This window comes from Microterricola gilva, from assembly GCF_004217495.1.
Taxonomy (GTDB): Bacteria; Actinomycetota; Actinomycetes; order Actinomycetales; family Microbacteriaceae; genus Microterricola; species Microterricola gilva.
Genome location: NZ_SHLC01000001.1, coordinates 1552202 through 1571648 on the forward strand (window position 1 = coordinate 1552202; position 19447 = coordinate 1571648).

Consider the following 19447-nt stretch of genomic DNA (forward strand, 5'->3'; position numbering starts at 1 on the left):
TCCTGGCTGAGTGCCCCACTAGCTCATGGGGTCGCCAGGACATGGGCTCGTCGAACCTTCTCTGCGCCCAAGAGCGTTCGTGGCGTCGCCCAGCGGAGGTCATCGTTACTAGGCGGCTTCAACCACTTGATGCACGCGCACTCTGCTTAGGAGGGGGTTCTCCAGCCGAATTCGCAACTTCATTTCTGTGTTGAGCCCTTCCCTTACGCAGTCAGCGAGAATCGCCGGAGTTGAACTCAGCAGGTTATCCGAGCTGCGTTCGTCTCTGGCCCGTAGGACAAGCGCGGGAAGTGAGAATACGTGTGCCAAGTCTGGCACGATTCGTAGTACGAACTTGCGAGCCGCAGCGAGATTCGACGATGCCTTTGCGATCCCCAGTCGCTGCGCAAGATTCTCGATCTCGACGAAAGTTGCGCCCGCCATCCATAGACTCAAATGCTCTTCGATGAAGTCAACTGCCTGCGCGGCATCAATGTCCCACTCACCCAATTTGTCGCCTGCCCCCTTAAACATCGCGCGATTCCCCCGGCGGAGGACGTCCTGTAGCGTGGTCGGGTTTGTTCGAAGCACATCGAAGAACCACGAGATCCACTCGGGGATGCTGCCGTCGAGCGGTGGCGCGGTCTCCAGCGCGAGGTCGACCAGCTTAATAGTTGAAATCGCGGTTCCGGTGGCTGCGGCTAGGTTTGTCTGCCATTCGAGTTCTTCGACGGAGGAGAGCGATGATTCAACCACGTCCAAGCGACCAGCCAACCAATCGTCCTTCCCGCTTCGCCTTGCCCGGAAGGCAGCGAAGCTTCTCGTGAGAACCTGCTCTGGCGACACTGGAGAGTCACCATGCGAACTGATCCGCCTGAGGAGGTACGCACCGAGTTCACCGGGTTCTGAGTCATCGAGAGCGTCCAGCACCGTTTCAAGCGGGTCGCGAATATCAAGACATTGGTCTCCTTGAGAGAAGATTTCCTGTAGAGAATTCCAAGCCTCATGCATTTCCCTCGTTGTGCCGTCAAAGTCAATGACTGAACTAGGGACAACCAGGACTAGCCCATTCGCATGCTGGCCTGCTCTGCCAGCTCGACCGGCGGCGTTGAGTATCTCGTGCGGTTTGAGTTGGGCCATCCGGTCCAACTCTGGATCGAAGCGAGTGTCACCGGCAATGACTACCACTTCGCTCGGTAGGTTCATGCCTTGCGCAATGGTCGACGTAGCGACCATCACAGGAATTCCCGATGCTCTCGAGTAGAGCGACTCGTGGAGCCGCCGTTCCGTCGGGAGTAACAAGCCATGGTGGACCGCCACCGGTCCCACAGTGCCGTCGTCGGAGACTTCCAAATAGAGCGCATTGGGGTCGCCAAGCTCCTCCACGCTTCGCTCCAGGAGACGCCGCTCGGCTGGGTTGAGTTCGACAACACTGTCACGGGTCAACGCGATTTGATTCGCGATGCTCACAGCCCAACCAACGCTTTGAGCGAATACGAGCACTTTGAGTCCGGAAGACGCGCTCGCTGAGGCGATTGCCGCGGCCACCGCGTTTGAATTCGGCACCAGATGCCATGGTCTGGGTCGTCGTCCCGAGGATGAAAGCAGCACTTTATGGTTCAGAAGAGGGAGCAAGAGATAGTCGGCAATCTTTCTAGATTCCCAGCTGTGTCGAAGACTGAAGAATCCAAACGGCGTTGCCCACAGCGAATTCCGAACTGCAGCCGGTGCACCAAGGTTCGTAGATTGCTCGAAAGCCGCATCCAGACGAGCCTGAAGTTGAGCAATCTCCTCGGAACGATAAAGTACAGCGGCCCGGGCCTGCCGGGTGGGCTTCCAATCCATGTCAAGCGGCAGCGTTTGGCGCCCGGTGCTGGATTCTATCCATGCTGCGAGTTCATGCGTGTTTCGAACCATCGCCGAAATTAGGACTACGTCGGCCTGCGGGTTTGCAGCCGTCACTGAAAGCAAACAAAGCATCGCGTCGAGAGACCGTTGGTCTGGCAAGTTGTCGCCGCCATCCAGAAGGTGAGCTTCATCGAACACAACTAGCGCCAATTCGGAGACGAACTCGGGGCGCACGCCGAGCGTGGCGAGGCAGCTCTCCGGCGTCATAACGAGCACTTTCGGCGAGTCCAACGCAGCGCGAGGATCAGGGTCTTCCCCTCGCTGGGCAACGATGGGGAAGTCAGGGAAGACAGGCCGGAGCGCCCGAGCCGTTTGGTCCATTAGCGCCAGAGTGGGGACTAAATACAGGACGTCACCACCGTCGAGTAGCGCAGTGGCAACCTTCAGCTCAGAGATTGTTGACTTACCCGCCCCAGTGGGGAATGTCACGACTGCCGAAACACCGCGCTCCAATAGCCCTTGTTCAATCGCACTAAGGTGATTTCGCCACAGGACTGGTCGTCTACCTGCGATCCGCTCAAGAAGCGTCTCCCATTGGGCCACGTCGATTCTCGCCGGCGCGGCAACATTTACCAGGGCCGCAAGTTGCAGTACGGGTTCGATACGTGCAAGTAGCCGGGCGATATGGCTTGGCCCCGCGTAAACGCTCACCGCTTCTCGACGGTTGCCGAACTGGTCTTCAACGACGAAAGTCGAGGCAGCGAGCGATGCGATTCTCTCGAAATCCCCGGTCCGCCACCCTGCTCGGGAGTTTGCAAGCATTCGGCGGGCCAGCTTCGTCAGCGCCTCAACAAGCAGAATGCCGATTGCCTGAGAGCCGATATCCGGCGACGGTTGAGCGCCAAGGCCCAGATCGACGGGCAGGTTTCTCAGGCTCCCAAACTCAGAACGACCCAGATGACGTATCGCCGCGAGGAGCTGACGATCCGCCTGATGTGCCGCATCAGAAATCTGTATCTGCGAAGCCATTTCCGCCGCGTCGGCGTTTGCGTCTGCGAGCATATAGAGAAGCGTGGCGGAAACTTCGGCGGGCACGGAATGCCCATTCAGCGTCGCTGGCGAATCACGTTGCTCAATCCAAACTCTCGCAAGGAATCGGCCATGATGGGCCGTAGCTGCAACGAACGCGGTGGCGGCCCTGACGCTGTCGTCGATTTCGTCGTCCGACAGAACTATCGTCTCGTAAGCGGCCGCGAGCGAATCTAGGTCATCCCAAATCGCCTCCTTTGCAATTGCACTCAGTTCCTCCGGTCTGTCTTGCAACGCAGATCGCGCCATCGAAACTCTGACGTAAGCCTCCGTAAGCGACTTGGGCAGATCTACTGGCAGCATGCCGTGAAGGCGCGGAACTCCAGCAATGAGCTCGGCGGTGTAGCGATCAAACATTCGCCACCTGATCTAACTTTTCGAGTGCATCGAGTTCTTCAATTGCTAGGTCCGCAAGGGCCTGCATCCATGTCCTCAGATCCGACAGATATAGCACGTGGCCGAAACGGCGACTGTGCCCGCCGGGAACCTTGTCTTCGTAACCCTTGAATAGGCGCGAGATTCCAGCGTCAGAATTGTGTGGGTCGGCGATAGTGATTGCGAGCCGGAACGAGAGGCCACCTTCTCTGAATACCCGATCCGTGGCTTGGCGAACGTCTAGGTTGTCGACCCGATCCAGCAACGCCGAAAGCTCCGATACCAGATCATGGTTCCGATCACCCCTCGCCATCTGTTCGAACTCCGGCCATACTTCGTCTCTCACGGTGCCCCGTGGATCGCTGGTCGCCTTGTCCTCAAAGACGACCAGGCGTTCAACTTCGTCTCCGCTCGGGGAGAGCACTAGTTGAAGTCCGTCAAAGCCCTTATCCGCCCAGATGCTGTGAGGTGGACGCAGCGGGCCGACACCCGATTCAGCAGCTGCGATCCATGAGATGCATTGAAACAGCCAACCGTCACGATGCCACGGTTCAGTGCCAGGAAGCGTGACCAGCAAGTCCTTCGCGCTACCCGAGAACACTGGAAGCGCGGGGCTGATGATGCGTGCGTTGGCCAGAATTGACTCCAGATGGCGCCATTGTCCCAGCGCGATCTGAGCGATGCTATGCGCGAGTGCGCGTTCATCGTTGACGGTCCATCGCGAGCCCTGTGGATGCCCGGCATTGAGTTTCAACTCGTCGGTGTTTATCAGCGAAGTTCTCACAACTCCATGATGGTGTGCGCAAAGGGCCACACTGGCTGCTCTCAACCCCCCTTTTCGGGGCGGCCTGCTGGGCCGCGGACCGCGGGTCGCTGGGGCGCATCGCGAGTGTAAGGAGTGACGCTGTTGCCAGCGTGACGCTGTTGTCAGCGTGACGCGAGTCAGTCGCCCGGGTGCACCCGGATGCCGTCGAAGGCCACCGTGATGACGTCATCTGCCAGCTGGTCCTGGCTGAGCGCCCCGCCCGGCTTGTACCACTCGACGATCGAGTTGATCATGCCGAACAGCAGCCTGGTCGTTGTGCGCGCGTCCACGTCGGCGCGCACGGTGCCGTCGCTGCGCGCCTGCTCGACGAGCGCCGAGACCGCGTTGTCGAATGCGCGTCGTCTGGCGAGCGCATCGCGCTCGAGATCGGTGTTCCCGCGCAGGCGCAGCAGCAGGGTGACGTAGGGCAGTTCATCGGTCAGCACCCGCACGGCACTGCGCAGCACGAAGGTGAGACGCTCGTCGGCCGCGCCGGCCTGCGCACCTGGCTGCTCCAGGATGGCCTCCAGCTCGCCGAGCGCGCGCTCCAGCGCCATCCGCAGCAGGTCTTCCTTGCTGCTCACGTGGTAGTACACCGCGGACTTGCTCGTGCCAAGGCGTTCAGCGAGAAGCCCCATCGACGTGGCGTCGTAGCCGTAGTCGTTGAACGCGGCGACGGCGATGTCCAGCACGGCTGGCAGGTCGTACGGGGCACGGCCGCTCCGACCATTGCCTCCTGGCGGTGCGGTCTCTGCTGAGGAAGTCATGAGAACTCGACTCTATCCGACAGCTGATCTTGATCGGGGGGATTCGGCGTGATAGTTTTACTGAACGATCGGTAAGTGACCGTGCCGATCGGGTGGACGGGCAAGGAGGCCTCTCGTGAACAGCGCAGTCGACACCGATGCGGCCGGGCAGGCCCGCTTCGACGAGATCATCGCGGCGGACACCCGGGTGGAGCCGACGGACTGGATGCCGGCCGCCTACCGCAAGACGCTCGTGCGCCAGATCTCGCAGCACGCCCACTCCGAGATCATCGGCATGCAGCCGGAGGGCAATTGGATCACGCGGGCGCCGAGCCTGAAGCGCAAGGCCATCCTGATGGCGAAGGTGCAGGACGAGGCCGGCCACGGGCTGTACCTCTATTCGGCCGCCCAGACGCTCGGTGTCGACCGGGACGTCATGTTCGAGCAGCTGATCGCGGGAACGGCCAAGTACTCGTCCATCTTCAACTACCTCTCCCCGAGCTGGGCCGACATGGGCTCGATCGGCTGGCTCGTCGACGGCGCGGCGATCTGCAACCAGGTTCCACTCTGCCGTGCCTCATACGGGCCGTACGCCCGGGCCATGGTGCGCATCTGCAAGGAGGAATCGTTCCACCAGCGTCAGGGGTTCGAGATCCTCCTCGCCCTCATGAACGGCAGCGACGAGCAGAAGGCGATGGCGCAGGAGTCGGTCAACCGCTGGTACGCGCCGGCCTTGATGATGTTCGGGCCGCCTGACGCCGATTCGCCGAACTCGCAGCAGAGCATGGCCTGGAATATCAAACGCTTCAGCAACGACGAGCTGCGCCAACGCTTCGTCGACATGCTCGTTCCGCAGGCGGAGATCCTCGGCATCACCCTGCCGGATCCCGAGCTCGCCTGGAACGAGGAGCGCGGACACTACGACTTCGGCGAGCTCGACTGGGGCGAGTTCCACGACGTGCTGGCCGGCCGCGGCCAGGCCAACACGGTGCGCGTCAACCGCAGGAGGGACGCACACGAGGGCGGGGCGTGGGTGCGGGAGGCGGCCCGCGCCTATGCAGACAAGCAGGCCGCAGCCCGTGCGGAACAGACGCAGAGGATCGCATCATGACCAGCCCAGGGGACTCAGGAAGCCGCGAGACGTGGCCGCTGTGGGAGGTCTTCATCCGTTCCTCCCGCGGCCTGTCGCACGTGCACGCCGGATCGCTGCACGCGCCGGACGAGATCATGGCCGTGCGCAATGCGCGTGACCTCTACACCCGTCGAGGGGAGGGCGTCTCCGTCTGGGTGGTGCCCGCCGCGGCGATCACGGCATCCGACCCGGATGCGAAGGGCGCGTTCTTCGAATCGCCGCAGGGCAAGGACTACCGCCACGCCAGCTACTACACGGCCTCGGAATCGGTGCCGCACCTATGAGCGTCCGGCCGCACCACGCAGACACGGCTCAGGCCGTCGCCGAGTATGCGCTCGGCCTGGGTGACGATGCGCTGATTCTGGCGCAGCGCCTGGGGCAGTGGATCGCGAACGCGCCGGAGATCGAAGAGGACATCGCCCTCGGCAACATCGCCCTCGATCTGCTCGGCCACGCCCGCGGCCTGCTCAGCTACGCCGGGACGGCGTTGGGCAGGAGCGAGGACGATCTCGCCTACTTCCGCGACGAGGCCGAGTTCCGCTGCCGGCAGCTGTTCGAGCAACCGAACGGCGACTTCGCCCAGACGATCGCCCGCCAGCTCATCGCCTCGGTCTACTTCGACCAGCTTTACCGTCAGCTGACGACCTCCGCCGATCCCACGCTCGCGGCCATCGCGGCGAAGGCGGTCAAGGAGGTCGACTACCACCTCGACCACAGCACACAGTGGCTGCTCAGGCTCGGCCTCGGCACGGAGGAATCGCACCGCAGGATGCAGCGGGGGCTCGATGCGATGTGGCCGTTCGCCGACGAGCTCTTCCGCGAGGAGCCGCAGGCGGCCGCCCTCCCCGGCATCGCCGCCGATTCGGCGCGCATGCGCGCCGCCTTCGACGCCCTGGTTCCGACGCTGATCGAGGATGCCGGCCTCAGCGTGCCCACGACGGCTCCCGCCCGCGGAGGCGGCCGGGATGGTGTGCACTCCGAGGCGTTCGGGCCGCTGCTCGCCGAGATGCAGGTGCTCGCCCGCGCGCACCCTGGAGCATCATGGTGACGCTCGCTCCCGACATCGAGGCCGAGGCCAGGCCGCTCCCGACGAACGACGCCGACCGCGCCGCCTGGGCGATCGCGGCCACCGTGTGCGATCCGGAGGTTCCGGTGCTGACGATCGAGGACCTCGGGGTGCTCCGCAGCGTCACCGTCTCCGCCGATGCCGTGGTCGTCCAGATCACCCCGACCTACTCCGGGTGTCCGGCCGTCGACGCGATGCGTGACGACATCGTGACCGCGCTCACGCTGCACGGCTACACCGTCGCGCGGGTCGACGTCGTGCTCGCGCCGGCGTGGACGACCGACTGGCTGAGCGCCGCCGGCGCGGCGAAGCTCGAGGAGTACGGCATCGCGGCCCCGGCGCCGCGCACCCCCGGCGGTGCCGTGAGCCTCGGTCTCGGCATCCGCTGCCCGCACTGCGGGTCGCTGCACACCCGGGAGGTCTCCCGCTTCGGCTCGACCTCGTGCAAGGCGCTCTATGAGTGCCAGCGCTGCCACGAGCCATTCGACTACTTCAAGGCGCACTGATGACCGACACCACGACCCGCCGTCGCGCGAGCTTCCACCCGCTCTCCGTGTCCGGCGTGCGGCACCTGACCTCGGATTCGATCGAGGTCAGCTTCGCAGTCCCGGAGGAGCTGGCAGGCAAGTACGACTACGCCCCTGGGCAGTACATCGCGATCCGCACCTCCCTCGGTGGTGAGGAGGTGCGCCGCAGCTACTCGATCTGCCAGGCCCCGGTAGCCGGTGAGCTGAAGGTGGCGATCAAGCGTGACCTCGGCGGCCTCTTCTCCGCCTGGGCGATCGAGAACCTGCGCCCAGGCATGCAGATCGACGTGATGAGCCCGGAGGGGCGCTTCGTCGCCCGGCCGCCTGTACGGCAGGACGCACACTACGTCGCGATCGCCGCAGGCTCCGGCATCACGCCGGTGATGGCGCTGATCGAGAGCACACTCAAGGCGTCGCCAGGCAACACGTTCTCGCTCGTCTACTCCAACCGCACGGCGATGGACACGATGTTCGTCGACGAACTCGCCGATCTGAAGGACCGCTACCCGTCCAGGCTCGCGCTCTACCACGTGCTCACCCGTGAGCGCCGGAGCTCCGAGCTGCTGTCCGGGCGCCTCGACGCCGGCAAGGTGCGTGCCATCCTCGACGCCCTGATCAGCCCGAACGACATCGACGAGTGGTTCATCTGCGGCCCGTTCGACCTCGTTCAGCTCTGCCGCGACACCCTCGCCGAGCTGGGCGTCGACGTGTCAGCCATCCGGTACGAGCTGTTCACCAGCGACCGCCCTGACAACCCGAGCGGCCAGACCGGGCGCCCGATCACGCCGCGCGATGACGACCAGGTGCACACCATCTCCTTCGTGCTCGACGGCACAACGGCGACGGTGAAGAGCCCGGTGCACAGCAACGAGTCGATCCTGAACGCCGCGCTGCGGGTGCGCGGCGACGTGCCGTTCGCCTGCGCAGGCGGTGTGTGCGGCACCTGCCGCGCCGTCGTGACGGATGGCACCGTCGAGATGGCCGAGAACTACGCACTCGAGCCGGAGGAGCTCGCCCGCGGCTACGTGCTCACCTGTCAGGCCGTTCCCACCAGCGAGAAGGTCAGCGTCAACTACGACGTGTGACCAGAAGACGTGTCAGCGTAAGGAGCATCATGCCCGTTGAACTCAGCATCTCAGGCGGCGTCGCCGAGATCGTCCTGAACGACCCGGCCAAACTCAACGCCGTCGACGAGGCTGCGATCACGGGGCTCTCGGACGCGCTGGATGCCGCGGAGGCTGCCGGTGTCCGGGCACTGTTGCTGCGCGGGGAGGGCAGGGCGTTCTGCGCCGGCCGCGACATCTCCGGCGTCGACCCGGCGACGGATGACGCCCGCGGCTACCTGGACGAGGTGGTCACGCCGCTGCTCCGCCGCCTGGCCGCCTTCCCTGCACCGACCTTCGCCGCGGCGAACGGTGCCTGCCTCGGCGTCGGACTCGGACTGCTCATCGCGACGGATGTCGTCTACGTCGCTGACACCGCGAAGATCGGCTCGCCGTTCGCGAATCTCGGGGCGACGCTCGACTCCGGTGGCCACGCCCTCTTCGTCGAGCGGCTCGGCGCACACCGCACACTCGACCTGATCTACACGGCCGAGCTGATGAGCGGAGCGGAGGCCGTTGCCGCCGGCCTGTTCAGCCGCGTCGTGCCCGAGGCGGAACTGCTCGCCTTCACCCGGGAGCGCGTCGCCAGGGTCGCGACGGGCGCGACGGGCGCCTTCCTGGCGAGCAAGGCACTCGTCGCCCGCCTGCGCGACGAACGGATCGGGCTCTGGGAGTCCGTCGCCGACGAGAACGCGGCCCAGGGTGAGCTCTGCGCCAGCGAGGACTACCGCGAGGGCTTCGCGGCCTTCCAGGAGAAGCGGCGCCCCGTGTTCACCGGTGCGCCCGCGCCGGCGGTGCGCTGAGCGGCGGAGCAACCCGCCTCTCTGCGGTGCGCTCGAACGCCGCGGCGAGGCGCAGCAGCGCGACATCGTCGTAGGGGAGACCGGCGAAGGTGAGACCGACCGGCATCCGGATGTCGCGCATGAGCCCCATCGGGACGGTCACCGTCGGGATCCCGAAGTGGCGAATCACGAGATTCCCGTTCGCCACCCAGACACCGTTCCTCCAGCCGGCATCCGCCGACGCCTCATTCACGTCCATGTCGGCAGGACCGACATCCGCAACCGCCGGGAACACGACGGCATCGAGTCGGTTCGACGCCATCCAGGCGTCGAAGTCGATGGCTCTGGTGTGCTCAAGCCCGCGGATGCCGTCGGCGAGCTCCTCGATCTCCTCGACGGATGCCCAGTGGCGCTCGGCGGCGATCCGGGGGAGATCCGCGATGTCGTCGTCGAAGCCCTGATAGCGGTCGGGGAGCGAACCGGGAGGCGCGGGGAAGATCCGCTCGCCATCCACAGCGGCCAGCGAGGAGAGTCGCGGATCGCCGTTCATCTCGAGGAAGTCGTTCCACGCCCACGCGGCGAGGTCGTTCAGCTCGGTGTGCAGGAACTCCGGCGACACGAGGCCCCGGTTCGTGATGGTCGGCGCGCCGGCGCGGTCGCCCTCGTAGTTGGAGACGAGCGGGAAATCGACCTCGACGACGGTGGCGCCCGCCGCTTCGAGGTCGCGCCTGGCCGCCTCCCACAGCTCGATGACGGATGCCCGGGTCTCGATGCGCTGCCCGGTGGGGCCGCCGATGCCACCTGGCTCCCCGGTCCCGGCATCCTGGTCGCCGTTGATGTACATGCGGGGCACGCCGAGACGCGTGCCACGCAGGGTCGCCTGGGCCGCCGCGAGATCTGTCGGCGCGAGTGACGGGTAGGAGGCGGGCCGATGCTCATCGACCCGGGGGATCTCCAGCCAGGGCTGACTCCGCCAGAAGTCACCGCGCGTGTCGCCGTCCTCCGCCACGATGACGTCGAGCACGCGCAGCAGATCCGCCATCGTGCGGGTGTGCGGAACCACGACGTCCATCGTCGGCACGAGCGGCCAGTTGCCGCGCATCGAGATGATGCCTCGGCTCGGCGTGTACGCGCAGAGCGCGTTGTTCGAGGCCGGGGCGCGCCCGCTTGACCACGTCTCCTCGCCGAGGCCGAAGGCGCACATCGACGCCGCGGTCGCCGTTCCCGAGCCGTTGGACGAGCCGGAGCCGAAGGCCGCGGTCAGCCACGCGGCGTTGTACGGGCTCTCCGCCCGGCCGTATGCGCCGCGCTGCATGCCGCCGTTGGCCATCGGGGGCATGTTGGTCAGCCCGATGAGCACTGCACCGGCCGTGCGCAGGCGCTCGATGGTGAATGCGTCCTGCTGGGCGATGAGCGCGGTGAACGCGGGCGATCCCGCCGCCGCGGTCAGGCCGGCGGCGAGGTAGCTGTCCTTCGCCGAGTACGGGATCCCGTCCAACGGGCCGCGTGACTCTCCGCGCGCCCGGCGCGCGTCGGACGCCTCGGCATCCGCACGGGCGTCGGGGTTCATCACCACGTAGGCGTTCAGCGCGGTCGCCGTGCCTGGGGCGTCGAATGCGCGGATGCGGGCCAGGTAGGCGTCGAGCAGGGCGACGGCGCTCGTCTCGCCCGCGGCGAGCGCGGCGGCGAGCTCGTCAATGCCGGCTTCCACAATGCCGCCTTTCCCCACGGTGGGGCTGGTCATCGCGCAACGTCCGGCTGCTGTTGGGTGATGCAGTGGATGCCGCCGCCGTCGGCGAAGATCGCGCGCGCGTCGACGGTCAGCGCCGTGCGGCCGGGATACGCGGCCTCGAGAATCTCGCGAGCCCGGGCGTCCGCACGGTCCTCGCCGAAGCCGCAGGCGATGACGCCGCCGTTCACCACGAGGTGGTTGACATAGCTGTAGTCGACGAAGCCCTCCTCGTCGCGGAGGATCTCTGGCGCTGGCAGCGCGGTGATCCGGAACGGCCGCCCCGCGGCATCCGTCGCCGCTGACAGGACGGCGTGGAGTTCGCGGCTCACCTCGAAGTCCGGGTGCTCCGGGTTGGTCTGCGTGTGCAGCAGGATCTCGCCCGGCGCCGTGATCGTCGCCACGATGTCGACGTGGCCGCTTGTGCCGAAGTCGTCGTAGTCACGGGTGAGGCCGCGGGGGAGCCACACGGCCGTGGTGATCCCGAGGGTGCGCCGCAGCTCCTCCTCCACCCTGGCCTTGTCGGCCCACGGGTTCCGACGCGGGTCCAGCTGCACGGTCTCCGTCAGCAGCACGGTTCCCTCGCCGTCCACATGGATACCGCCGCCCTCGTTGACGAGCAGCGAGCTGATCCGCGTCGCGCCGACGAGCTCAGCGACGAATGCGGCGTTCTTGTTCGCCCGCTCCCACCGCGCCCAGCCTGGGGCGCCCCAGCCGTTGAACGACCAGTCCACCGCGCCGAGCGTGCCGCTCGCGTCGTCGACGACGAATGTCGGGCCGTGGTCGCGCATCCAGCACTCGTCGATCGGTGTCTCGTAGAGTTCGACCGCCGCGCTCAGCATCCGTCTGGCCCGCTCGTGCTTTGTCGGGTCGACGAGCATGGCCACCGGCTCGAAATCGACGATGTGGTTGGCGACGTCCGCCCACGCCCGGTAGGTGAGCTCGCGGCTGTCCTCCGTGCTGCCCAGTGCGGGACCGGGGCACGGGAATGCCATCCAGGTGCGTTCGTGCCGGTCGGTTTCGCTGGGCATGCGCCAGTTCATCGGAAGCTCCATTGCTTTATTTACCGCATGGTCAATAATAGGAGGATCGTGACACACAGTGAGGAGCGATGTCAATGGAGTCCACAGCCAGAGCGGTGCGGAAGTCTGCGGGCGCCCGCGCGGCCGAGATCCGGGGGAGCGCGTGCGCGATCGCGCTCGAGAATGGGCTCTCGGCTCTCACACTGCGCTCCGTTGCGGCACACGCCGGTGTCACCTCCGCGTTGGTCGCCCACTACGTCGACGGCATGGATGCGCTGATTGCGGAGACCTTCGCCCACATCACCGGTCAGGAGCTCGACGACGTCAGCGCGCGCGTGGCTGACGGCTCGCCGACTCGTCGCCTGCACACGCTGTGCTTCACCCTGCTGGACGGAAGCAGTGACGAGGTCACGGTCGTCTGGGTCGAGGGCTGGGCGATGGGGCGCCGCAATCCGGCGCTCGCCGAAGCCATCCGTCGGCAGATGGACCTCTGGGAGCAGCTGTTCTCCGCCGTGATCGAGGACGGCGTTGCGGCGGGGGAGTTCGTGACGGACGACCCGGCTGCCGTCGCCTGGCAGCTGCTCGGCATGATCGACGGGCTGAACGCGCAGGCGCTCGTGACCCGGGCTCTTCCCGGCCCACGCGGGGCGTTGATCGCCGGCGCAGTCGAGGGCATGCTCCGGATGCGGCCCGGCTCGCTCGCGCTAGCCTGACTTGTTGTGCCCATTCACGACGCCTCACCCCGCTCCGGACTGCCAAGCGATGTTGTGACGGTGATGCGCACACTGCGTGCCAGACATCGCGACTGCTCTGAGCCGTCCGCCGACGCGACGAACGCCGACTACGGCGCGCAGACCCTCACCATCGACGGACTCACCGCGCGGCTGCGGATCGGGCGTGTGACACCTCGCAAGGTCGGGCTCTTCGTCGCGGTGTGGGAGCGCGGCGACGACGGCACGACCAGGCCGTTCGCGGCGGAGGGCGACACGGAGCTGCTGCTCGTGATCGTGCGTGACGACGCCCAGCTCGGGCTGTTCACCTTTCCGCGGCGGGCACTGTGCGAGCACGGCATCCTCTCCGTCGCCGGAGAGGGCGGCAAGCGCGGCTTCCGGCTGTACCCGCCGTGGTCAGAGACGTCCAGCGCCCAGGCCCGACGCACCCAACAGTGGCAGCAGGGCTACTTCGAGACCATCAGCGATCTCCCAGCCTGAGCCGCCCTAGTCTCGGAACGTGCCCACTCTTCGATCGTCCACGACTCTCGCCGTCGGAACCGCGCTGGCCACGACACTGCTGCTGAGCGGCTGCGCAGCGGGATCGGCGACACCCGGTTCGGCCAACGACACCGATCTGCACTTCCTGGCGATGATGACTCCGCACCACGAGCAGGCTGTGCAGATGAGCGACATCGTGCTGGCGGCCGACGGGGTGAGCGAGGAGACCCGGGAGATCGCGGAGCGCATCCGCAGCGGGCAGCAGCAGGAGATCGTCACCATGCTCGGCTGGGTGGCCGAGTGGCGGCAGGAGCCGCTGCTCCGCCAGCACTCAGAGCACATCGCAAACGGCATGGTGACGCCGGAGCGGATGAGCGCGCTCGGAGCCCTCGACGGTGCCGCGGCGGAGCAGACCTTCCTCGAGGAGATGGTCGTCCACCACGAGGGTGCGATCGCCATGACGCAGGATCAGATCGACAACGGCGGCTACGCCGAGTTGCGAGCCCTGGCTCAGCAGATGATCGACGTGCAGACGGCGGAGATCGCCGAGATGAACCGTCTGCTCGGTTCCTGAATGACCGAGATGCACGCCAGACTGATCGTAGTGGCGGCGCTCTGCGTGCTCGCGTTGACCGGCTGCACCGCGGCGCCGGATGCCGCGGCCACCGTCCGCCTGCCGCCGACGAGCGGCGGCTTCGACTACCAGTTGGGTGGCGCATACGATACGGCCGCGCCCGCTGCCGTCGTCGTGCGTGATGTGACCGCACAGCCGCTGCCAGGCGCGTACAACGTCTGCTACGTGAACGGCTTCCAGACCCAACCGGGCGACGCCGAGCTGTGGACGGCTGAGCGCGGCGAGCTTCTGCTGCGCGACGCCGACGGCGCGTTCGTCATCGACCCGAACTGGCCGGACGAGTACATTCTCGACCCGTCATCCGAATCCTCGCGCCGCGCCATCTTCGGCTTCATCGCTCCGCTGATCAGCGAGTGTGCCGAGAAGGGATTCGACGCGGTCGACCTCGACAACCTCGACATCGCCAGCCGATTCACGGATGCCGCGAGCGGCCGCATCGATCCCGCCGGTGTGCTCGCCCTGGCCGGCATGTACGTGGACCGCGCTCACGATGATGGGCTGGCGATCGGGCAGAAGAACGCGGCGGAGATGGCCGACGCCGGACACCGGGAGATCGGCTTCGACTTCGCCGTGGCCGAGGGCTGCGCGGCATACGGTGAGTGCGCCGCCTACCGCGACGTCTACGGCGAGCACGTGCTCCAGATCGAGTACACGGACAATCTGCCGACTGGATTCGATGCCGTGTGCGCGGCGGATGATCGCGCCCCGCTGACGATTCTGCGCGACCGGCCGCTCTCGACCCCCGGCGGTGCCGGCTACGCGTACGAGCAGTGCCCGGATGGTCCTTGAGGACCATGGCCCCGTGTCGGTGCCGCGTTGTAGGGTGAAAAAGTCCCTCGCTCGCCGACACTATGAGGTCTCTTCGTGGTTCTGCTCTCCCTCGCGCTCCGGCATGCGAGACCGTACAAGGCGTGGATTGCAGCGGTCGTCGTACTGCAGTTGATCTCGACCATGGCTGCGCTCTACCTGCCGAGCCTCAACGCCCAGATCATCGACACCGGCATCGCAACCGGCGACACCGACTTCATCTGGTCGACCGGCATGACCATGCTCCTGGTCTGCCTCGTGCAGGTGTTCACCGCGATCGGCGGCATCTACTTCGGCTCACGCACGGCCATGGCCATCGGTCGCGACCTCCGACGCGGGGTGTACCGCAAGGTCGACTCCCTCGGTGCGCTGGAACTCAACCGCTTCGGAAGCGGAACCCTGATCACGCGCGGCACGAACGACGTGCAACAGGTGCAGATGCTCGTGCTCATGACGCTCAACTTCATGGTCGCGACGCCGATCATGTGCATCGGCGGCATCATCATGGCCCTCCGCGAGGACCCAGGCCTCTCCTGGTTGCTCTGGGTGTCCGTTCCCCTGCTCTTCGTCATCGTCGGCATCCTCGTCTACCTGCTGATGCCGTTGTTCCGCCAGATGCAGGACCGCATCGACGGCATCAACAGCGTGCTGCGCGAGCAGATCATCGGCATCCGCGTCGTGCGCGCGTTCGTGCGCGAGCCCTTCGAATCGGAGCGCTACCGCAGCGCCAACGAGTCGCTCACCCGGGTATCGGTGAAGGTCGGCAACATCTTCGTGCTGATGTTCCCCATCATCATGATGATCCTGCACCTGGCCACGGCGGCGGTGCTGTGGTTTGGCGGGCATCGCGTCGACGCCGGCGAGATGCAGATCGGCTCGCTCACGGCCTTCCTGCAGTACCTCCTGCAGATTCTGACGGCCGTGATGATGGGCGTTTTCATGGTCATGATGATCCCGCGCGCCGTCGTCTGCGCCGAGCGCATCGAGGAGGTGCTCGAGACCGAATCCAGCCAGAGGCTGGCGAGCGGCCCCGAGCTGCCGACTCCGCGCCGCGGCACGGTCGAGTTCCGCAACGTCACCTTCGGTTACCCCGGTGCGGAGCGGCCCGTTCTCGACGGGGTGAGCTTCACCGCAGAACCGGGCAAGACGACGGCGATCGTCGGCTCCACCGGCGCGGGTAAGACCACGTTGATCAACCTCATTCCACGGCTCTACGACCCGCAGCAGGGCGAGGTGCTCATCGACGGTGTCAATGTCAACGATCTGAGCCGAGCCCAGCTGTCCAGCGTCGTCGGGCTGGTGTCCCAGAAGCCGTACCTGTTCTCCGGCACGATCGCCTCGAACCTGCGCTTCGGCCGGGTGGATGCCGACGACGCCGAGCTCTGGGAGGCGCTGCGCGTCGCCCAGGGAGAGGATTTCGTGCGCGAGAAGGAGAAGGGGCTGGCATCCGTCGTCGCGCAGGGCGGAACGAACGTCTCTGGCGGCCAGAGGCAGCGCCTGTGCATCGCGAGGGCCCTCGTCGCCCAGCCGAGGGTGTACCTCTTCGACGACTCCTTCTCGGCACTCGATGTCGCCACCGATGCGCGCCTCCGCGCCGGACTCGCCGACGCAACGGGTGACGCGACCGTGATCATCGTCGCGCAGCGGGTATCGACGATCACGGATGCCGACCAGATCCTCGTCGTCAACGACGGCGTCATCGTCGGCCGCGGCACCCACGACCAGCTGCTCGAGAGCAGCGAGACCTACCGCGAGATCGTGCAATCCCAGCTCAGCGTCGAGGAGGTGGCGTAACCATGGCCAAGCGCGATCGACAGAAGAAGAACCCCGAAACGCCGGCAACACCCGATGTGATCGATGAGCTCGAGTACGAGTACACACCGAGCGAGGCCGACGGTGACATGTTCGGCGGCGCGCCGACGAAGAAGGCGCAGCACTTCTGGCCGTCGGCCAAGCGCCTGCTCGGGCTCCTGCGGCCGGAGCGCGTGAAGATGGCCTTCGTTGTGCTGCTGGTGATCATCTCCGTGATCTTCACCGTCATCGCCCCGAAGGTGCTCGGCGAGGCGATGGACGTGATCTTCAACGGCGTGCTCGGCTCGCAGATGCCGGCCGGTGTGCCGCTCGACGACGTCATCGCCGGGCTGCGGGCGGAGGGCAACGATCAGTTCGCCGACATGTTGCAGGGCACAACGGTCGTTCCCGGTGAGGGCATCGACTTCATCGAGCTCTCGCGCCTGATCTTCATCGTTCTCGGCCTGTACCTCGTCGCCTCGTTCCTGATGTGGGCGCAGGGTTTCATCCTCAACGGCCTCGTCATGCGGATCGTGTACAAGCTGCGTCAGGACATCGAGGAGAAGCTGAACCGGCTGCCCCTGAGCTACTTCGACACGCGTCAGCGCGGCGATCTCATGTCGCGCGTCACGAACGATGTCGACAACGTGCAGGCCGCACTGCAACAGGCATTCTCGCAACTCGTGCAGTCACTGCTCATGGTCGTCGGCATCGCCGCGATGATGTTCATCGTGTCGTGGCAGCTGGCGCTGATCGCGCTGATCTCGCTGCCGCTCTCGGCCATCATCGCCGGGGTGATCGGTGTGCGCTCCCAGAAGCTCTTCGCCGCACAGTGGAAGAACACCGGGTCGCTGAACGGGCACATCGAGGAGACCTTCTCCGGCCAGGAGATCGTGCGGGCATTCGGCCGAGACAAGGAGATGCTCGAGGAGTTCGACAGCCGCAACGAGAAGCTCTACGCGGCCTCATTCGGTGCCCAGTTCGTCTCAGGCATGATCATGCCGGCGATGACCTTCGTCTCCTACCTCTCGTACGTGATGATCGCCGTCGCGGGCGGGCTGCGCGTGGCATCCGGGCAGATGACGCTCGGTGATGCCACGGCGTTCATCCAGTACTCGCGCGAGTTCACCCAGCCGATCAGCGAGATGGCAAGCCTGGCCAACATGCTGCAGTCCGGTGTGGCCTCGGCCGAGCGCACCTTCGAGCTGCTCGACGCCGACGAGCAGGAGGCCGACGCGGCGACCGCCGAGCTTCCAGAGCCGACCGACGGTCACGTCGAGTTCGAGCACGTGTCCTTCAGCTACAGCGCCGATGTGCCGCTGATCGCCGATCTCTCCTTCTCGGCCGAGCCCGGCCACACGGTCGCGATCGTGGGGCCGACGGGCGCGGGCAAGACCACCCTCGTGAACCTCGTGATGCGCTTCTACGAACTCACCGGCGGGCGCATCCTGCTCGACGGCGTCGATGTGCACACCCTGTCCAGGGCGGAGCTGCGCTCCCAGGTCGGAATGGTGTTGCAGGATGCATGGCTGTTCGAGGGCACCATCCGCGAGAACATCCGCTACGGCCGTCTCGACGCCGGCGACGACGAGGTGGTTGCCGCCGCGAAGGCGACGATGGTCGACCGCTTCGTGCGGCAGCTGCCGAACGGCTACGACACGGTTCTGGATGCCGACGGCGGCAGTGTCTCGGCCGGTGAGCGGCAGCTCATCACGATCGCGCGCGCCTTCATCGCCAACCCATCGCTGCTGATCCTCGACGAGGCGACATCATCTGTCGACACGCGCACGGAACTGCTCGTGCAGCAGGCCATGGCGGTTCTCCGCTCCGACCGAACCTCCTTCGTGATCGCCCACCGCCTCTCGACGATTCGGGACGCAGACACGATCCTCGTCATGGAGCATGGCAGCATCGTCGAGCAGGGCAACCACGAGCAGCTGCTCGCCGCGCGCGGCGCCTACTTCACCCTCTATCAGGCGCAGTTCCTTGGCGGCGAGTCTGAGGCATCAGAGGCAGATGGCGTACCGGAGCCCGCGGGGGAGCCGGTCTAGGAGCCGACCGCGTCGCGGCCGACGATCGCCATGCCGGCGCCCCGCAAGCGTTGACGTTCATCGTTGAGCAGCGCGACGAGCCGTTCGGTCGTGCCCCGGATGTGCGCTCCCGCGAGGGCGGCCGCCCTGTCGGCGTCCCGAGCCTCGAGCGCTTCGATCACCTCGAGGTGCTCGCGCCAGGCGTTCTCACGCGATTGGCTGCTCTGCGTCTCCAGCCAGCGGGTGCGCGCGAGCCTGGCCATCGCGCCGCCGATGGCGTCAGCCATGAGTGTGTTGCCCGAGAGCTGGGTGAGCTGGGCGTGAAACGCGCTGCTCGCATTCAGCACCCTGTCTGCCTCAGAGCCGGAGTGCTCGTCCTCGACGAGCTGACGCAGGGCGGCGATGTCGTCGTTGGTAGCGCGGACGACGGCCAGCCGCACCGCGGCCGTCTCGATTGCCTCACGGAGTTCGGCCAGCATCCTGACCTCGTCGAGGTCGAGCGGGGCGACGATGAAGCCGCGGCCCTGCCGGCGCACGAGGCCCTCCGTGTCGAGGCGAAGGAGGGCGGCACGCACCGGTGTCCGCGATGCGCCGAACTCGCTCTCGAGCTCCCGTTCGGTCACGGGGGAGCCGGGCGGCAGCTCGAGGGTGAGAATCGCCTGACGCAGCTGTGCGTAGATCTGGTCCGTCTGGGTCATCGTCTTCCCTCGTATTTCGCGTCGTCCCGTTAATGGTATACCTAATTGGTATACCAAGGGGAAGTGGGATCGC

18 protein-coding genes are annotated in these 19447 nt (G+C 66.1%); 12 read left to right on the plus strand and 6 right to left on the minus strand.

All coding sequences use genetic code 11. The features are described 5' to 3' along the window. Positions 1-108 precede the first annotated feature (108 nt). The 3 genes from EV379_RS07175 to EV379_RS07185 all read right to left on the minus strand — a co-directional run bounded on the left by EV379_RS07175 (position 109) and on the right by EV379_RS07185 (position 4863). Positions 109-3273, minus strand: a complete 3165-nt coding sequence (locus EV379_RS07175) for a DEAD/DEAH box helicase (protein WP_130505532.1) — start codon at positions 3271-3273, stop codon at positions 109-111. Then, positions 3266-4075: a hypothetical protein gene (locus tag EV379_RS07180; RefSeq protein WP_130505533.1), complete on the minus strand. Its 810-nt coding sequence runs from the start codon at positions 4073-4075 to the stop codon at positions 3266-3268. The genes EV379_RS07175 and EV379_RS07180 overlap by 8 nt, the downstream gene beginning before the upstream one ends. A 158-nt stretch (positions 4076-4233) precedes the next feature. Then, positions 4234-4863: a TetR/AcrR family transcriptional regulator gene (locus EV379_RS07185; protein ID WP_130505534.1), complete on the minus strand. Its 630-nt coding sequence runs from the start codon at positions 4861-4863 to the stop codon at positions 4234-4236. A gap of 115 nt (positions 4864-4978) precedes the next feature. Between EV379_RS07185 and paaA the strand changes: the two genes are divergently transcribed. Genes paaA through EV379_RS07215 form a run of 6 tightly spaced genes read left to right on the plus strand, consistent with a single transcriptional unit; the run spans position 4979 to position 9473 of the window. Then, the gene (gene paaA, locus EV379_RS07190) at positions 4979-5953 is read left to right on the plus strand and encodes a 1,2-phenylacetyl-CoA epoxidase subunit PaaA (protein WP_130505535.1); all 975 of its coding nucleotides are present in this window, start codon (positions 4979-4981) and stop codon (positions 5951-5953) included. Then, complete coding sequence (paaB, locus tag EV379_RS07195; protein ID WP_120256494.1) at positions 5950-6258, plus strand: 1,2-phenylacetyl-CoA epoxidase subunit PaaB; 309 nt, start codon at positions 5950-5952, stop codon at positions 6256-6258. The genes paaA and paaB overlap by 4 nt, the downstream gene beginning before the upstream one ends. Then, positions 6255-7022, plus strand: a complete 768-nt coding sequence (paaC, locus tag EV379_RS07200) for a 1,2-phenylacetyl-CoA epoxidase subunit PaaC (RefSeq protein WP_130505536.1) — start codon at positions 6255-6257, stop codon at positions 7020-7022. The genes paaB and paaC overlap by 4 nt, the downstream gene beginning before the upstream one ends. Next, entirely contained in the window at positions 7016-7546 is a 531-nt protein-coding gene (paaD, locus tag EV379_RS07205) for a 1,2-phenylacetyl-CoA epoxidase subunit PaaD (protein WP_130505537.1), read from the plus strand. Before paaC ends, paaD begins: the two co-directional genes overlap by 7 nt. Further along, positions 7546-8652, plus strand: a complete 1107-nt coding sequence (paaE, locus tag EV379_RS07210) for a 1,2-phenylacetyl-CoA epoxidase subunit PaaE (RefSeq protein ID WP_130505538.1) — start codon at positions 7546-7548, stop codon at positions 8650-8652. The genes paaD and paaE overlap by 1 nt, the downstream gene beginning before the upstream one ends. A 29-nt stretch (positions 8653-8681) precedes the next feature. Continuing rightward, entirely contained in the window at positions 8682-9473 is a 792-nt protein-coding gene (locus tag EV379_RS07215) for an enoyl-CoA hydratase/isomerase family protein (RefSeq protein ID WP_130505539.1), read from the plus strand. Here the strand turns inward: EV379_RS07215 and EV379_RS07220 are convergent. Then, entirely contained in the window at positions 9442-11196 is a 1755-nt protein-coding gene (locus EV379_RS07220) for an amidase (RefSeq protein WP_130505540.1), read from the minus strand. The genes EV379_RS07215 and EV379_RS07220 overlap by 32 nt on opposite strands. Further along, positions 11193-12224, minus strand: a complete 1032-nt coding sequence (locus EV379_RS07225) for an agmatine deiminase family protein (protein ID WP_130505541.1) — start codon at positions 12222-12224, stop codon at positions 11193-11195. The genes EV379_RS07220 and EV379_RS07225 overlap by 4 nt, the downstream gene beginning before the upstream one ends. A 74-nt stretch (positions 12225-12298) precedes the next feature. On the opposite strand from EV379_RS07225, the gene EV379_RS07230 reads away from it, so the two are divergent. The 6 genes from EV379_RS07230 (at position 12299) to EV379_RS07255 (ending at position 18697) form a co-directional block, all read left to right on the plus strand. After that, a complete protein-coding gene (locus EV379_RS07230; RefSeq protein WP_207226207.1) occupies positions 12299-12916 on the plus strand; it encodes a TetR family transcriptional regulator C-terminal domain-containing protein in 618 nt (205 codons plus the stop codon). Between the two features lie 6 nt (positions 12917-12922). Beyond that, the gene (locus tag EV379_RS07235; RefSeq protein ID WP_242616275.1) at positions 12923-13414 is read left to right on the plus strand and encodes a MepB family protein; all 492 of its coding nucleotides are present in this window, start codon (positions 12923-12925) and stop codon (positions 13412-13414) included. 19 nt (positions 13415-13433) lie between these two features. Next, entirely contained in the window at positions 13434-13988 is a 555-nt protein-coding gene (locus EV379_RS07240) for a DUF305 domain-containing protein (protein ID WP_130505543.1), read from the plus strand. Then, complete coding sequence (locus EV379_RS07245) at positions 13989-14837, plus strand: endo alpha-1,4 polygalactosaminidase (RefSeq protein ID WP_130505544.1); 849 nt, start codon at positions 13989-13991, stop codon at positions 14835-14837. It begins immediately after the preceding gene. 75 nt (positions 14838-14912) lie between these two features. After that, positions 14913-16649: an ABC transporter ATP-binding protein gene (locus EV379_RS07250; RefSeq protein ID WP_130505545.1), complete on the plus strand. Its 1737-nt coding sequence runs from the start codon at positions 14913-14915 to the stop codon at positions 16647-16649. Positions 16650-16651: 2 nt separating this feature from the next. Beyond that, positions 16652-18697, plus strand: a complete 2046-nt coding sequence (locus EV379_RS07255; RefSeq protein ID WP_130505546.1) for an ABC transporter ATP-binding protein — start codon at positions 16652-16654, stop codon at positions 18695-18697. On the opposite strand, the gene EV379_RS07260 is transcribed toward EV379_RS07255, so the two are convergent. Further along, positions 18694-19374, minus strand: coding sequence for a GntR family transcriptional regulator (locus EV379_RS07260; RefSeq protein WP_130505547.1), 681 nt, complete (start codon positions 19372-19374; stop codon positions 18694-18696). The two genes, EV379_RS07255 and EV379_RS07260, sit on opposite strands and share 4 nt — an antisense overlap. Between the last annotated feature and the right edge of the window lie 73 nt (positions 19375-19447).